Origin of the sequence: Actinomadura chibensis NBRC 106107, assembly GCF_001552135.1 — a bacterium.
Classification (GTDB): Bacteria; Actinomycetota; Actinomycetes; order Streptosporangiales; family Streptosporangiaceae; genus Spirillospora; species Spirillospora chibensis.
In genome coordinates this window covers 22,187-36,110 of sequence record NZ_BCQP01000089.1, presented here as the reverse complement: position 1 = coordinate 36,110, position 13,924 = coordinate 22,187, and the positions used below count along the sequence as shown (strand labels likewise).

Genomic DNA, 13,924 nt, shown 5'->3' with positions numbered 1-13,924 from the left:
CCCCCGGCAGCACCCGCACGGCTCCGAGCGACAGGGGCACGTTCCGTAGTGACACGGGCACAGCCCCTGGCGACACCCGCACGGCCCTGGGCAGCAGCGGCACGACTTCGGGTAACACCGGCATGGCCCCCAGCGACAGGGGCACGCTCCGCAGCGACAGGGGCACGGCCTCCAGCAATACCAGCACGACTCCCGGCAGCACCGGCACGACCCCCGGCAACACCGGCACCACTCTGGGCAGCGTTGGCTCGGATCTGGGCAACACCGGTTCGGATCTGGGCAACACCGGTTCGGACCCGGGCAACAGCGGTGCGGCTCCCGGCAGTAACGGGACGGCCCCCAGTGACAGGGGCATAGCCTCCGGCAGCACCGGTACCGCCCTTGGCAACGTTGGCTCGGACACTGGCAACGGTGGCTTGGGTCTTGGCGGCGGTGGTTCGGAGCGTGGGAATGGTGCTTCTGGCGCTCTTCGTGGCTTGGCCGTTGGTGCGCGTGGTGGGGCTCTCGGGCGGCGGGGGGATGGGGGCGAGCGGCGGAGGGAGCGGGATCGGGTTGTTTGGACGCGGGTCGGCGGGGTTCAAGGCGGGCCGCTCGATCTGCTGACGGCTCGGATCGGGCGGCGGCACTACGCGCCGCACATCCACGATCAGTATGCGATCGGGGTGACGGTCGACGGGCTGGAGACGATGCGCTATCGCGGCGAGCGCGTCTACTCGGGGGCCGGGAGCGTCGTGGTTGTCGAGCCGGGTGAGGCGCATACCGGTGGCCCGGCGCGGGAGGAGGGGTTCGCGTACCTGTGCGTCTATCCCGATCCTGAGTTGCTGGGGGCCGTGCTGACGGACGGCCCGGAGCCGTCGCCGCTGTGGCCGCACTTCCGGGAGCCGATCATCGGCGACGTCGGGCTCGGTGAGGAGTTGCGGCTCGCCCACCGCGCGCTGCGGCTCGGCGAGGATCCGCTCGAAGGCGAGTCCCGGCTGCTCGGGGTGCTCGGCGCGCTCGTCCGGCGGCATGCGGGGCCGGGGCGTCCGGCGGCGGATCCGGGGCGGCGCGGCGCCGACGCGCGGCGGATCGCGTGCGCCGTCGCGGAGCGGCTGTCGGACGAGCTGACCGCCCCGCCGACGCTCGCCGAGGTCGCCGCCGACCTGGAGATGTCCCGCTACCAGTTGCTGCGGACGTTCCGGGACGTCGTCGGCATGCCGCCGTACGCGTGGCTCGCCCAGCACCGGGTGACGCGGGCCCGCGCGCTGCTGGACACCGGGCACCGTCCCGCAGAGGCCGCGGCACTCGTCGGGTTCGCCGACCAGGCGCACCTGACCCGCTGGTTCCGGCGTGTGGTGGGCGTCACGCCCGGCGCGTACCGCAACAGCGTTCAAGACGTCGGCGGGCGGCGGCGCGCATCCTGAACCTGTCCGCGAGGCCACCCGCCGCGGACCGGAACGGGGAAACGGAGGTGTCGGTATGAGTCGCCGCGGCTGGGTGCTGTTCGCGCTGATGAGCGTGCTGTGGGGCGTCCCCTACCTGATGATCAAAGTGGCCGTCGAGGGCGTCTCGGTGCCCATGGTGGTCTTCGCGCGGACCGCGCTCGGCGCCGCCGTCCTGCTGCCGCTGGCGATCCGCGCCGGACGGCTGGACGTGGTGCGCCGCCACTGGCGTCCGCTGCTGGCGTTCACGGCGGTGGAGATCCTCGGCCCGTGGGCGCTGCTGTCGGACGCCGAGAACCGGCTGACCAGCTCCATGACCGGGTTGCTGATCGCCGCCGTCCCGATCATCGCCGTGGTGGTGGCCAGGCTCACCGGCGACGCGGAGCGGCTCGGCGCGCTGCGCTGGGCCGGGCTGCTGATCGGCCTGGTCGGCGTCGGCGTCCTGGCCGGACCGCACCTCGGCGGCGGCAGCGCGTGGGCGATCGGCGAGGTCATGCTGGTCGCGGTCGGCTACGCCATCGCCCCGGTGATCACGACGCGTCGCTTGCGGGACCTCCCGAGCCTGCAACTGGCCGCGTTCGCCCTCGCCATCGCCGCCGTCGTCTACGCCGGTCCCGCGGCCGCCACCTGGCCGGACGAGATGCCGAGCGGCCGCGTCCTCGCCGCGCTCGTCGGCCTCGGCCTGATCTGCACGGCGCTGGCGTTCATCGTCTTCTTCGAGCTGATCCGCGAGGTCGGGACGTCCAGGGGGATGGTGTTCACCTACGTCAACCCGGCCGTCGCCGTGGTCGCGGGCGTCGTGTTCCTCAGCGAGCCGCTGACCGGGACGATCCTCGCGTCCTTCGCACTGATCCTCGGCGGCTCCGTCCTGGCCACCGCCCGCCGCTCCCCGGCGTCGGGCTCGGCGTCGGGCTCGGAGCCGTCCTCGGCGTCGGGCTCGGCGTCGGGGGTGGGGGCGGCCGCGCGGCAGCAGCCGGGTCCCCATCCTGAGGAAGCTCCCACCGCCTGACCCCGGCCTGAGGCGGACGCTCTCAGGCGAGGGGCCTGCTCCGCGCTGAACGTCTGTCGGGGGCGTCCACCGGCCTGACCTGAGGGTTAGGCCGGTGGTCTTCCGGCGCCAGGGGATTCCAGGGGACGGCTTCTGGCAATGAAGCCGGGCTCGGAAAGCGATTCGGGAGGGGCTTAGGGAGGACGCGAGAGCACCCCCCGAACCTTCTTGTTAGCGCAGGGTTACCTTGAATTCGGCGGCGGGTGTCGTGTTGCCCGCCGTGTCTATGGCGCGGTATTCGATGGTGTGGCGGCCCTTGCCGAGTTTGCCGTAGGTGAGGCTGTCGATGACCGTGCCGTTCTCGGTGAAGAGCCAGGGGGCGGACGAGTCGGTCGGCCAGCCGAAATAGTTGAACCAGCCGTCCCCGTCCACGCGGAACTCGGACACCACGACGCCCGCGTGGTCGTCGGCGCCGGTCAGGCGCATGGTGAACGGTCCGTCGAAGACGTATTCGGGTGTGCGTCCAGGACGAACCCGAGTGGCCTTGGAGAGCTCGTATTTCACCGTCGGAGGCTCGGCGTCGATCGTCCAGGCGCGGGTCTTGGAGCCGACGCGGGCGACGAGCTGGTGCGTGCCTTCGGTGAGATGGAAACGGCCGAGATCGATGTCCCGGTCGCCGCCCTCCACGCGGCGTCCGTCCAATTCCCAGCGGACGGACGGCACACTCCGCACCGGATGCGTCGTCTCGGCGTAGACCACCGAGTCGGCGCCCACCGGTTTGTCGGTCGGCGTGGACGAACTGAAATCGACCGGCACGTCGCCGGGCGGAGTCTGCACATTGGTGTCGACCGTCCAGGTGCGAATCTGGGTGAGCGCGGCGGACGACCGGACGGCCGGGTCCCGGACGAAGCCGGTCGGGTCGACGACCGTCGCCTGAACGGTGTGCGTGCCCTTCTCCAAGTGCAACTGCGAAAGGTCGAGGCTCGCGCTATTCCCCGCGCCGTTCCTCCCGCGATTCCCCGCGGGATTCCGTACCAGTTTCCCGTCTACCGTCCAGGTGATGGCGAGCTGGTGGCCGGTCGGGTGCATCGCCTCCACCCACAGGACGCGGTCGGCGCCGACCGGGACGTCGGTCGGCGTGTGGGCCTGGACGAGGTTGACCTTCGCCGATATCCGCTGCGTCATCCGCTCGCGGGAGACCTGGTCGAAGTAGTAGCCGAGCGTCTTCATCATCGAGTGCTGGCTCGGCCTCCAGACGCCCTTACTGAAATAGAGGCCGCCCTCGTAGCGTCCTATGGTGCCCCCGGATTCGCTCCGTTCGCCCAGCCACCGCCACCACTTCGTCTTCTGCGTCTTCATCTCCTGCTCGGTCAGCAGAGTGTGGTGAACGGAGTCGGGCTCAGGACCGGTGTACGTCCCGCCAGGCACGCCGCGTTGGTAGTAGTCGTACTCGTCCTGCAGCCCACCCAGTGAGTGGCCCAATTCGTGCGGTGCGATGAGGGCGGACATCGCGTTCCCGCCCGACGCGGTGGCGTACGCCCCGCCCGCACCTCCATAGGTGTCGCTGTTGGCGAGCGCGAGGATCTGACGGTTCGCTACAGAGGCCCCTGGGACGAGGTCGGCATACGTCTTGGCCGCCGCGGAATCCATGACGAGAAGACGCTGAACGCCGTCCGCGCGGCAACCGCTCCAGAACGCCATGCGCAACGGTGTCGTCCGGCGTGGGGACGACAGTGACGGGTCACAGCTCACCCCAGACTCACCGGACGGAATCTCCACCGCGTACACGTTGATATAGCTGCGGTACGACTTGAACGGCTCGATCGTCCACAGGTCGTTGAGGTGCTCGGCGAGGTTGGCGCGGAACTTCGGCATGTCGGCGGGCGTGTAACCGTCCCCGAGGATGACCAGGTTGAAGCGCTTGGCGGGGTCGCCGGTGACCTGGACCGGCACCACGGTCGCGTCGGCGGGGTCCGCGGCCCGCGCGGGGACCGCCGCCAGGGCCAGCACGGTCGCGACCGCCGCCCCGACCGCCGTCGCCCTACTTCCCGCCGTTCCGATCGCTCCCGTCCTACCCGTCGTGCCGGTCGTCCACATGCGCAGACCTCCTCGGGAGGGCGCTGCGCGGCAGGCGAGTGGCCGCCCGGGAGGACGCGAGCGCCGCACACCCCACTGATCAAGCGGGGCTGCCCGGATTATCACCTGGAGATCCGGTTTTGTCGCCACCCTGGCCCGTCCCCGCCCCCCGGTCATCTCTTGTCGCGTTGGCCCTGGGCGAGGGCGCGGGTGATGCGCGGGCCGCCCGCCCGGCGTTGCACCGCCGCGGACAGAACGGGCGCGACCCCGCCGAGCCGCGCGCCGAGCCGCAGGCCGAGCGGTGCGACGTCCACTTCGGCGATGTTCCGCTCGACGGCCCGGACGGTCGCCCGCGCGACGTCGCGCGGCGTCCGCGTGCCGATGCCGCGCGGCAGCGTGACCCCGGCGTCGGCGAACATGCCCGCGTCCCGGATGAAGCCGGGGAACACGGTCGACACGCCGACGCCGTGCGGGCGCAGGTCCTCGCGCAGGGCGAGGGCGAACCCGCGCATGCCGAACTTCGTCGCGTTATAGAGGGACGCGTGCCCGGACGCCGACTTCCCGGACAGCGACGACACGAACACCAGATGCCCGCGGCCACGATCGGCCATTCGCGCGCTCGCGAGCTTCGCCATCACGATCGGGGCCCGCAGGTTCACGTCCAGCACCCGGTCGATCTCGGTGATCGAGTAGTCGGGCAGCAGGCCGGACGCGGGAAGCGCGGCGTTCGCGACGAGGACGTCCACCTGCCCCGCCTCGTCCAGCAGCCGTTCGGCGGACGCGCGGTCGGCCAGGTCGGCGACGATGGCCCGGCCGCCGAGCCGGTCGGCGAGCGGTTCGAGGACGTCCGCGCGGCGGCCCGTCAGGACCACCCGTCCGCCCCGGTCGGCGACCGCTCGCGCCAGCGCCCGTCCGATCCCGCCGGTCGCCCCGGTGACGAGGACGTTCGCTCCGCGCAGTTCCATGCGGAGATGATGGCGGATCGCGTCGCCGCAGACCACGAGTGCCTACATTCCGCTCCGCCACAGCACCAGGATGATCGTCGCCAGCACCAGCCCGGCCGCGCCGAGCGGGACGTCCCCCAACGCGATCACCGCCACGCAGCCGGACGCGATGACGCCCGCGGCCACCACCACGCCGCGTCCCCCGGACGGCGCCCGGTGCGGCCCTTCCGCCGCTTCCGCCGTTTTCGGCGCTTTCGGCGCGCCCGGCTCGAACTCGCGTTCCCAGCGCCGGAAGTCGTCCTCCGCCATCCAATCTCCCGCTAGGTCGTCCCCAGGATCGCGCGGCCGGACGGGCGTCCCGCCGAGCTGCGGCGGGGGTCGTGCCGCCCACACCGGATTGGACAGCTGGTCCGATACCGGTGAGGGGGTGCGGATCGCCCGGGAACGGTTGCTAGGCTGCGGAGAGCCTGGGGGAAGCAGACGTTGAGGTAAGACATTCCCCCGGGTTTGACTGCATAGTCGAGGTGAAGGGGTCCCACCGTGAAGAAGCTGCTCATTTTGGCCGTCGTCGCACTCGGTGGCTTCGCTGTCTGGCGCCGGCTGCAGCAGGACCGCGCCGAGCTGGACCTGTGGACCGAGGCCACGTCGTCCGACAACTGACGTTCCCGTCCGCCTGCCCGCGAGAGCCTGAGCCCGTGCGGGCCGACCGAGGATGGAAGCGTTCACCGAGACGACGGCGATAAAGGCCCCGGCGTGAACGAAGCAGAGCCGATCACCCTCGCCTGCCTCGATCTCGCCGGGACCACTGTCGCGGACGACGACACCGTCCACACCGCCTTCGCCGAGGCGATCGCCGCCCTGGGGATCGTCTCCGGCACGGCGGCCTACGACCGTGCCGTCGCCCGTTTCCGCGACTCGCGGGGCGCGTCGAAGCTCGGCGTCTTCCGCTCGCTCTTCGACGAGGCCCGCGCCCAGGCCGCGCACCTGGCGTTCGAGCGCTCCTACGCCGACCTCGTCGACCGCCGCGGCCTGCACCCCGTCCCCGGCGCGGACGACGCCCTGCTGCGCCTCCGCGACGCCGGTGTACGCGTCTGCCTGCTCACCGGCTTCAGCCGCAGCACGCAGGCCCGCGTCATCGACGCCCTCGGCTGGTGGGACCGCGCCGACCTGACCCTCTGCCCGGAGGACGTCCCGCGCGGACGGCCATGGCCCGACCTCGTCCTGTCCGCCGCCCTCCGCCTCGGCGTGGACGACGTCCGCCACATCGCCGTCTGCGGCGACACCGCCAACGACATGCTCGCGGGCCGCCGCTCGGGCGCGTCGATCGTCGCCGGAGTCCTGACCGGCGCCCACGACCGCGACCGCCTCCTCACTGCCGGCGCCACCCACGTCCTCCCCAGCATCGCGTCCTTCCCCACCCTCGTGCTCCCCACGCCGCTACCGGCCGAGCACGGCTAGTCGGCTTCGCACCCCGCACTGCCGCTCCCCGGTCAATCGGCATACGAGACCGGTGACTCCCGAGGCCACCCGCCCCGGGCCTATTGCCTCCGCTGAAAACGAGCCGCTCAACTGCGGCCCCCCGAACCTGCCCGCCCGTCGGTTGGACGCCGCCGCACCGCCCTTGCGCTCGATCCGACGGACGGGGCCCGCGTGAACCGTCCGCCCGCCCCACGCGTCACAGGACCAGGCCCCCCGCCGCGGACCACCGAGACGGGAGCCTTCCATGCGGACCCGCTTACTGCTCGTCGCAACCGCCGTCGTCCTCGCCGCGGGGTGCGAGCCCGCGGAGTCGTCACCGGCCGCGCCACCCGTGACGGTCACGAAGACGGCGACGCCGGACGCCGCCGACTCGACCCCCACCCCGGTCGCGGAGCCGTCCACCTCGAAACCGGCCGCGCGCAAGATCCGGGTGCCGGACGTCGTCGGCCACAACCACCAGGCCGCGCAGAACGAGATGCAGGCCGCGGGCCTCTTCATGCTCCACGAGGTCGACGCCACCGGGCAGGGACGGATGCTCCTGTGGGACCGAAACTGGGTCGTCGTCCGGCAGCGCCCCGCGCCGGGCACGCGCGTCCCCGAAACAGCGACGATCACCCTCTACTCGAAGAAGATCGGCGAATAACCACCCGCGCCGAGACCGGCCCCCGCCCTCCCTCGCGGAGCGCGGGGCCGTCGCCAAACGACGAGCCCGCATCCAGGTTCGGCAAACGCCGACCGCGCACCTCGATTCGGCCACCAGAACCCATGCCCTCCGAGCCCCGCCCTGCCCACCAACGCCGGTGCCCCACCGACCGCCGACCACAGGTAGGCTTGTGCCGCCGCAAGGGGCCTTAGCTCAGTTGGTAGAGCACCGGCTTTGCAAGCCGGGTGTCAGGGGTTCGAATCCCCTAGGCTCCACCTACTCGGAAGCCCAGGTCGGAACCAGAGTTTCGATCTGGGCTTCTGGCTTGTGGGTGGGCTCAGTGTTTTGTTTGGTATCTGGTCAGGAGTACGTCGCCGGGGAAGGTGCGGGTTTCTACCAGGGTCAGGTTCACCCAGCTTTGCAGCGTGGTGAAGAACGGGGCGCCGCCGCCTAGGAGGACTGGGTGGGTGACGATCTCGTACTCGTCGATCAGTCCGGCTTGCATGACCGCTGCGGCGAGTGTTGGGCCGCCGACTCTCATCGGGCCGCCGTCCTCGGCCTTGAGGCGGGTGATCTCGGCGATCGCGTCGCCGGTGACCAGGCGGGTGTTCCAGTCGACCTTGTCGATCGTTGAGGAGAACACGACCTTCGGCGTGTCCCGCCAGTTCTGCGCGAACTCGATCTGTGCCGGGGTGGCGCCCGGCTGCTGGTCGCCGGTCGGCCAGTAGGAGCTCATGGTCTCCCACAGTCGGCGCCCGTACAGGAACAGGCTGATCGCCCGCTCCTGGTCGAGCCACCACTGGAACAGCTCATCGCTCGGCTCGCTCCAGCCGAGGTCGTCGCCGGGCGCGGAAATGTAGCCGTCCAGGGACAGGTTCATGCCGTAGATCAGTTTCCGCACAGCGCCATGCCTTTCGTCAGCCGGTGTCGGAAGAGTAGACCAGTCGAGCGGCGGAAACTCATCGGTGCCTGTCCGTACGGACCCGGCATCTGACTCTCGCTCAAGACTTCCGAGCCGCTCGCCCCGTACGTCTTGGTTCGTGGTGGCGGCCGGTGTCCTCATGCAGTGGCCTTCGGGTCTTCTGAGCGACGTCGAACCCAGACGTTTCATCCCAGGGCACGGCTGACCAGACACTCTCCACGATGGTCCAAATTCGTTCGACCAGCGCCCAGTCCGGTCGCTCTCCGCTCAGCGTGATGATCGCAAGAAGGTCGCTGCCCCAGACGCCGTGCTCATCATCCGGGTCCGCGGCTATGACTGTCTCGGCGATGAACCGAACGCCGACGTGGATTTCCAGGAGGAGATCGTCGAAGAGTCTTTCGGGGCCCTCGGGGGACGTCGCCAGCCTGAACGCGGCGATCGCTTCCTGTTCAGGCCCCTCCCACTGAACTGGCCCCGGGCGAGGAGGGCCGATGTACTCGCCATAGAGGCCTGACCCGTCCTCAAGAAGCGCGTCCAGGACACGGTCCATGGCCGCCGCGCCGTTCTCCTCGTCTGCTCTGCAGAAGAAGCTGAGCTGGTATGCCAACAGTGACCATCCTTGATCTTTGCCTAGTCCGGGTTGCGGGGCAGCCTGCCGTTTGGGAACGGGTCTAATGGGTGGTCACGCCTGGCGCGCCTGGGATGCGCATGGCGCACTGGCAGCGGTGTATCGGCCAACGGCCCAAGTGGCCCTTTCATACGCCGAGCAGATGCGGCCTGGAAATGGTCAGGCGGGGTCGAGGGGGCGGGGGCGGCTCTCGCGGCGGAGGACGATCGCACGGCGGGTCAGGTTGATCAGAGCGACGAGGATGATGAACGCGCCGGGGACCGTCGTCGGCTCCGTCCACCACATGATTCGGCCGATGATCAGAGTGGCCCCTATTGCCAAGTAGAGGAATGCCAGCGCCAACGCGGCGCGTGTGGAGGGGAGTCGCCTTCCGCGAGGACGGCCTTCGGAGTCGAAGAGCATGCGGTCCTCAAGGCGCATCAGTGCGTCCCACAGCCGTTTCATGCAGGCCTCCTTGGCCGGAGTCCACCGGGGGGAGCGGGCCGAGGGTATCTGACCTGTTCCGCGTCCGTCCTGTAGATCCAGTATGGACGACGTCGTGTTCCTCTGGTTAAGGCCAGGACTTCTAGTTTGCTCGCCACGCTGGGGGACGAATACGGCCAGGCCTTTTCCCGCATGTCGCGGGACAGACCTCGGAACCGCCAACCACCGACTAACGAAAACCGTGGGAACTGGAACGTTTCATCCGGTCGCTCCGCTCTCCCCGCCGCGGTCGCGGGATTCCAGGATCTTTCTCACGGTGGTCAGTTCGTCGCGTATCGCTTCCAATGATTCGGCGATGCGCAGGAGCGGGTCGGGTGGCGGCGCCGGTGCGGCCGGGCGCCCGGCGTCCGCATCGGCGCCCGCGTCCGGGACGACGTACCCGGCGAGTTCCATGAGCTGCCAGTAGCCGAGGTCGAGGACGCCCGCGAGCCGGTGCAGCACGCGCGGCGACGGCGTCCCGACGAAGCCGCTCTCCAGCTTGAACAGGTAGCCGGTGGAGATGTCGGCCGCCGCGGCGGCGGCCTGGGTGGACAGGCGGCGGGACTCCCGGGCCGCGCGCAGGGTGTCGCCCATGCGCCGGGTGGGCCGCGGCGTCTGCCGGTTCGATTCTTGCTTGCTCACGTTCACTATGGTAGTCACATTCACTATGGGAATCAATCGTGAGACGTCATCGCGGAGCCGCGCGGCGCTCACCGTCGCGTCCCTCGGACTCGCCACGGACGCCCTCGTGTACGGCATGGCCGTGCCGGTGCTGCCGAAGATCGCGACCGAGCACGGCAGCCGCCCGCTCGGCGTCGGGGTCATGTTCGCCGTCTACGCGGCGGCCCTCGTCGCCGCCACTCCGGCGGCCGGGCTCTGGGTCGACCGGCAGGGCAACCGGCGGCCGCTGCTGGCGGGCGTCGCGGGCCTCGCCGCCGCGACGGCGCTGTTCGCCTTCGCCCGCGATCCGTCGCTGCTCATCCTGGCCAGAGCCTTGCAGGGCGCCGCTGCGGGCATCGTCTGGACGGCCGGCCTCGCCCTCATCGCCGCCACCCACGGACCGGCCGAGCGGGGCAAGGCGATGGGCATCGCGCTGTCCACGTTCGCGGTCGGCACGCTGCTCGGCCCCCCGCTCGGCGGCCTGCTCGCCGGGTGGTTCGACCCGCGCGTCCCGTTCCTGCTGGCCTGCGCGCTGGCGCTGGCGGACGGGGCGGTCCGCTGGTTCCTCGTCCCGGCCGACACCGGTCCGGCGGTGCGCGGCGGCATCCGCGAGGTGCGCGGCCGTCCGGGACTCGCGCTGGTCGCGCTGCTCACCGCGACGGGAGCGGCGCTGATCGCGTTCATGGAACCGATCCTGCCGCTGCATCTGTTCACTACGGAGAATGCCGGAACCGGCGAGATCGGGCTCGTGTTCGGCGCGGCGGGCGTCGCCGCGGCGGTCGCGCCGTCGCTCGCCGGGTACGCGCTGGCGCGGCTCGCGCCCGGCGTCGTCGCCGGGACGGGCTGCGTCGTCGCCGCGGTCGCGCTGCTCCTGCTCGGCGGTCCGCTGGACGGCGTCGTCCAGAGCGCCGTCGGCCTCGCGCTCGTGACGGGCGGCGCGTCGCTCGTGCTCACGCCGACCGTGACCGTCATGTCGCGGATAGCCGAGTCGCGGCAGCCGCCGGTCTACGGGGCGGTGTACGCGGTCTACACGCTGGCCTACACCGGTGGCCTCGCCGTCGCGCCGTTCGGGGCGGGCTGGGCCATGCAGGGGCTCGGCTTCGACGGGGCCGCCCGGACGGCCGCCGCCGTCGCGGCGCTGCTGACCGTGCTCGTGTTCGCGTGGGGACGGCGGTATCCGGCGCGGCCACCGGCCGATTCCGTGGAAACCGCCGCCGGGAAATCCTCCGGCGCCAATCTCGGCTGACCGGCTCCCGGCCGCGCTTTCCTGATTGCGGGGTGTATCCACTACGGAAAACCGGGATGGAGAAAACGCCGGTGGCGGCGTTCGCGATGTCCGGCAGCCGCGCCCGACCGCGCGAAGAAGGCCGACGAGCTGCAACGGCGCACCCGCGATGCGGCGGCGGGCGGGCCGGTCGAGGCGTATCCGATCGGCGCGTCCGCGATCGCCGACGGCCGGTCCGACGCGGAGTTGCGCGGCCAGGAGGTCGCGCGGAGCATCGGCATCCCGATCGGCTTGATCGCGTTGCTGCTGGCATTCGGCGCGGTCGTCGCGGCGGTGTACTCCCGGCCGTCGCGGCGGTGCTCCCGGCCGTCGCGGCGGTGCTCCCGGCCGTCGCGGCGGTGCTCCCGGTCGTGGCGGCGGTGCTCCCGGTCGTGGCGGCGGCGGCATCCGTCGCGGTGTGCACCGCGCTCCTCGGACTGCTCGCCAGGGCCCTCAACCTGGACGGGTGCGTCACCGTCGTCGCCACTGTGATCGGCGTCGGCATCGACTCTTTTCGTGATCGGCACCCCGCGCTTCCTCCAGCCGAATGCGCGGCCGCCCCTCGCCTCGCGGTGGGGCGGCCGCATGCCCGCTACCGTCCCGGAGTGCTCCGGGATTCGGCGCCCTTGGCGAAGGCGGCGCGGAAGGTGATCGGCCCGAAGACGCCGTCCGCTCCGATCCCCTTGCGCTGCTGGAACGCCTTGACGGCCTTCGCGGTCGCCGGGCCGTACTGCCCGTCCGCGACGAGCGACCGGCTCTGCAGCACCTTCATCGCGTACTGAAGGCCCTTGACCTGCGAGTGCCGCCCGCTGCCCTGGCCGACCACGCCGCCGTCACGCTGGAGCGCGCCCCAGGTCTCGACGTCGAGCCGTCCCGACTTCGGCAGGTGACGCGCGCCCTGGTAGTTCTTCAGCGCGGCCCCGAGGTCGGCGGGCCACCCCTCCCCGGCGGACGTCGGGGCGCAGGTGCGGTAGTAGCCGAGCTGCACCAGGAAGCAGCGCGCGGACGCGATCCGGTAGTCGCTGTCGCCGGGCCCGAGCACGACCCACGGCTGCTCCTGGATCGCCCGGGCGACCGCCGGGTCGGTGCCCGGCCCATCGGCGCTGGCGACGCCCAGCCCGGCGCCCAGCGTGAGGAGCGCGACGGCGACGCCGAGCCCCGCCCTGATCAAGATCTTCATTCGTGGAATCCCCTAATCCGCTCGATCGGATCCTGTGCTCCGGTGTGATGCGGATCGTTCGAGAATTGTTCTAGATAATCTTGGTAAATGGCGATGATCCATGACGAACGAGACCGGGAATGGGTTTACCGCTTGCCGAACAATTTACCTTCCCGAGCCGGGTTTCGGCGCTGCGGTCGGCATCGGGACGCCCGGCCGTTTCCTGGAGTACCACTGCCCGTCAGGCGTCACCGTGACCCCGAAGCGGGAGGTCGGTGCGGCCTGACCGTCGAAGCCGACACCGTCGTCGCGTCACGGCGGCCGCGGGGACGGTACCGGCAAGCTTTCGCCACTATTTGGCGACCTGCCCGGAAAAGGCGCCATGGCGCGGTCAAGTGCGAGCATCCGCCGGTCCATTTATCCGCCGAAGTCGCCGCCCCCACCCGATATGCTCCGCCCGCTTTCTCGGGATATGCCGTGAATAACCGCAGATCAGCCCCATGATCGGCGGTCGCCGCGGAGTTATGATCGCAATCGGGATCCGGGTGAGAAACGGTCCCCGCGATTCAGGGACGCGCGTCCGGCGCCGTCCGAAGCCCATCCCGCCCGGCCGGGAAACGGCGATGGGACGCAAGCGAGGAGGCACCGTGACCCAGGCCGAGCAAGAGTCCGTCCCGCAGACCCCGCGCGCGGTCGCCGACCCGGCCCCGCTCGGGCTGGCGGCGTTCGCGCTGACGACGTTCCTGCTGTCCGCCAAGAACGCGGCGTGGACGGACGGCACCGACGCCTGGCTCGGCTACGCGCTCGCCTACGGCGGCCTCGTCCAGATCCTGGCCGGAATGTGGGAGTTCCGGAACCGGAACGTGTTCGGGGCCACGGCCTTCGGGTCCTACGGCGGCTTCTGGCTCGGCCTCGGCCTGTACGTCGCGCTGGTCTCGGGCGCGGCGACCGCCGCGCAGCAGGCCAACGACCTCGGCTGGATCCTGCTCGCCTTCGCGATCTTCAACACGTACATGATGCTGTGGAGCGCGGAGGTCAACCAGGCCGTCTTCGCCGTGTTCGTCACGCTTGAGGCGACCGAGATCATCCTCTTCATCGGGAACTTCGCGACCAGCCCCACCACGATCAAGATCGGCGGCTACATCGGCGTGCTGACCGCGGTCTGCGCCTGGTACGCCTCCGCCGCCGGCCTGATCAACAACATGCTCGGCCGGACGTTCCTGCCCGTCGGGCGGCCGCTCCTCCACCAGCTCATCCCCGGCACCGCCCGCCACTGAC

17 protein-coding genes and 1 tRNA gene are annotated in these 13,924 nt (G+C 70.9%); 8 read left to right on the top strand and 10 right to left on the bottom strand.

Annotation, left to right across the window (positions count from 1 at the left end; translation table 11 throughout):
• On the bottom strand, positions 1-232 hold a 232-nt coding region (locus ACH01S_RS45655), incomplete at its 3' end, for a hypothetical protein (protein WP_218010559.1).
• Here ACH01S_RS45655 and ACH01S_RS39750 point away from each other — a divergent pair.
• Positions 123-1,403: a helix-turn-helix domain-containing protein gene (locus tag ACH01S_RS39750; protein WP_148344263.1), complete on the top strand. Its 1,281-nt coding sequence runs from the start codon at positions 123-125 to the stop codon at positions 1,401-1,403. The genes ACH01S_RS45655 and ACH01S_RS39750 overlap by 110 nt on opposite strands.
• A gap of 55 nt (positions 1,404-1,458) precedes the next feature.
• Positions 1,459-2,430, top strand: coding sequence for a DMT family transporter (locus ACH01S_RS39745; RefSeq protein WP_067905076.1), 972 nt, complete (start codon positions 1,459-1,461; stop codon positions 2,428-2,430).
• Between the two features lie 210 nt (positions 2,431-2,640).
• Here ACH01S_RS39745 and ACH01S_RS39740 read toward each other — a convergent pair whose 3' ends face one another.
• The 3 genes from ACH01S_RS39740 to ACH01S_RS39730 all read right to left on the bottom strand — a co-directional run bounded on the left by ACH01S_RS39740 (position 2,641) and on the right by ACH01S_RS39730 (position 5,738).
• On the bottom strand, positions 2,641-4,506 hold the full coding sequence (locus tag ACH01S_RS39740) for a M64 family metallopeptidase (protein ID WP_083981680.1): 1,866 nt from the start codon (positions 4,504-4,506) through the stop codon (positions 2,641-2,643).
• 152 nt (positions 4,507-4,658) lie between these two features.
• The gene (locus tag ACH01S_RS39735) at positions 4,659-5,450 is read right to left on the bottom strand and encodes an SDR family NAD(P)-dependent oxidoreductase (protein ID WP_067905091.1); all 792 of its coding nucleotides are present in this window, start codon (positions 5,448-5,450) and stop codon (positions 4,659-4,661) included.
• A gap of 42 nt (positions 5,451-5,492) precedes the next feature.
• Positions 5,493-5,738 (bottom strand): hypothetical protein, encoded by a 246-nt coding sequence (locus ACH01S_RS39730; protein WP_067905073.1) that lies wholly within the window; start codon positions 5,736-5,738, stop codon positions 5,493-5,495.
• A 231-nt stretch (positions 5,739-5,969) separates the two neighbouring features.
• Between ACH01S_RS39730 and ACH01S_RS45650 the strand changes: the two genes are divergently transcribed.
• From ACH01S_RS45650 to ACH01S_RS39715, 4 genes are all read left to right on the top strand, one after another.
• Positions 5,970-6,089, top strand: coding sequence for a DLW-39 family protein (locus tag ACH01S_RS45650; protein WP_211342807.1), 120 nt, complete (start codon positions 5,970-5,972; stop codon positions 6,087-6,089).
• 93 nt (positions 6,090-6,182) lie between these two features.
• A complete protein-coding gene (locus ACH01S_RS39725; protein ID WP_067905070.1) occupies positions 6,183-6,887 on the top strand; it encodes an HAD-IA family hydrolase in 705 nt (234 codons plus the stop codon).
• Positions 6,888-7,152: 265 nt separating this feature from the next.
• Positions 7,153-7,551, top strand: coding sequence for a PASTA domain-containing protein (locus tag ACH01S_RS39720; protein ID WP_218010558.1), 399 nt, complete (start codon positions 7,153-7,155; stop codon positions 7,549-7,551).
• Positions 7,552-7,753: 202 nt separating this feature from the next.
• Positions 7,754-7,826, top strand: a tRNA-Ala gene (locus ACH01S_RS39715).
• Between the two features lie 62 nt (positions 7,827-7,888).
• Here the strand turns inward: ACH01S_RS39715 and ACH01S_RS39710 are convergent.
• The 4 genes from ACH01S_RS39710 to ACH01S_RS43070 form a co-directional block, all read right to left on the bottom strand.
• Entirely contained in the window at positions 7,889-8,452 is a 564-nt protein-coding gene (locus ACH01S_RS39710) for a dihydrofolate reductase family protein (RefSeq protein WP_067905067.1), read from the bottom strand.
• Positions 8,453-8,552: 100 nt separating this feature from the next.
• Entirely contained in the window at positions 8,553-9,080 is a 528-nt protein-coding gene (locus ACH01S_RS39705) for a hypothetical protein (RefSeq protein WP_067905064.1), read from the bottom strand.
• A 180-nt stretch (positions 9,081-9,260) separates the two neighbouring features.
• The gene (locus ACH01S_RS39700) at positions 9,261-9,545 is read right to left on the bottom strand and encodes a hypothetical protein (protein ID WP_067905061.1); all 285 of its coding nucleotides are present in this window, start codon (positions 9,543-9,545) and stop codon (positions 9,261-9,263) included.
• Between the two features lie 237 nt (positions 9,546-9,782).
• Entirely contained in the window at positions 9,783-10,205 is a 423-nt protein-coding gene (locus tag ACH01S_RS43070) for a helix-turn-helix domain-containing protein (protein ID WP_169809434.1), read from the bottom strand.
• A 25-nt stretch (positions 10,206-10,230) separates the two neighbouring features.
• Here ACH01S_RS43070 and ACH01S_RS39690 point away from each other — a divergent pair, with 25 nt between their 5' ends.
• Positions 10,231-11,469 carry an MFS transporter gene (locus ACH01S_RS39690; protein WP_067905055.1) on the top strand — a complete coding sequence of 413 codons (1,239 nt, stop codon included), beginning with the start codon at positions 10,231-10,233 and terminating at the stop codon, positions 11,467-11,469.
• Between the two features lie 41 nt (positions 11,470-11,510).
• On the opposite strand, the gene ACH01S_RS39685 is transcribed toward ACH01S_RS39690, so the two are convergent.
• Together ACH01S_RS39685 and ACH01S_RS39680 are read right to left on the bottom strand one after the other, a co-directional pair.
• Positions 11,511-12,014 carry a hypothetical protein gene (locus tag ACH01S_RS39685; RefSeq protein WP_067905052.1) on the bottom strand — a complete coding sequence of 168 codons (504 nt, stop codon included), beginning with the start codon at positions 12,012-12,014 and terminating at the stop codon, positions 11,511-11,513.
• 65 nt (positions 12,015-12,079) lie between these two features.
• Positions 12,080-12,667 (bottom strand): peptidoglycan-binding domain-containing protein, encoded by a 588-nt coding sequence (locus ACH01S_RS39680; protein WP_067905050.1) that lies wholly within the window; start codon positions 12,665-12,667, stop codon positions 12,080-12,082.
• 626 nt (positions 12,668-13,293) lie between these two features.
• Between ACH01S_RS39680 and ACH01S_RS39675 the strand changes: the two genes are divergently transcribed.
• Entirely contained in the window at positions 13,294-13,923 is a 630-nt protein-coding gene (locus ACH01S_RS39675) for an acetate uptake transporter (protein ID WP_067905047.1), read from the top strand.
• The last annotated feature ends 1 nt before the right edge of the window (position 13,924 follow it).

What these genes read in the sequence shown, in the direction of transcription:
- ACH01S_RS39750 (WP_148344263.1), top strand. Translation starts at nt 123, where the DNA reads ATGGCCCCCAGCGACAGGGGCACGCTCCGCAGCGACAGGGGCACGGCC.
- ACH01S_RS39745 (WP_067905076.1), top strand. Translation starts at nt 1,459, where the DNA reads ATGAGTCGCCGCGGCTGGGTGCTGTTCGCGCTGATGAGCGTGCTGTGG.
- ACH01S_RS39740 (WP_083981680.1), bottom strand. Translation starts at nt 4,506, where the DNA reads ATGTGGACGACCGGCACGACGGGTAGGACGGGAGCGATCGGAACGGCG.
- ACH01S_RS39735 (WP_067905091.1), bottom strand. Translation starts at nt 5,450, where the DNA reads ATGGAACTGCGCGGAGCGAACGTCCTCGTCACCGGGGCGACCGGCGGG.
- ACH01S_RS39730 (WP_067905073.1), bottom strand. Translation starts at nt 5,738, where the DNA reads ATGGCGGAGGACGACTTCCGGCGCTGGGAACGCGAGTTCGAGCCGGGC.
- ACH01S_RS39720 (WP_218010558.1), top strand. Translation starts at nt 7,153, where the DNA reads ATGCGGACCCGCTTACTGCTCGTCGCAACCGCCGTCGTCCTCGCCGCG.
- ACH01S_RS39700 (WP_067905061.1), bottom strand. Translation starts at nt 9,545, where the DNA reads ATGAAACGGCTGTGGGACGCACTGATGCGCCTTGAGGACCGCATGCTC.
- ACH01S_RS39690 (WP_067905055.1), top strand. Translation starts at nt 10,231, where the DNA reads ATGGGAATCAATCGTGAGACGTCATCGCGGAGCCGCGCGGCGCTCACC.
- ACH01S_RS39680 (WP_067905050.1), bottom strand. Translation starts at nt 12,667, where the DNA reads ATGAAGATCTTGATCAGGGCGGGGCTCGGCGTCGCCGTCGCGCTCCTC.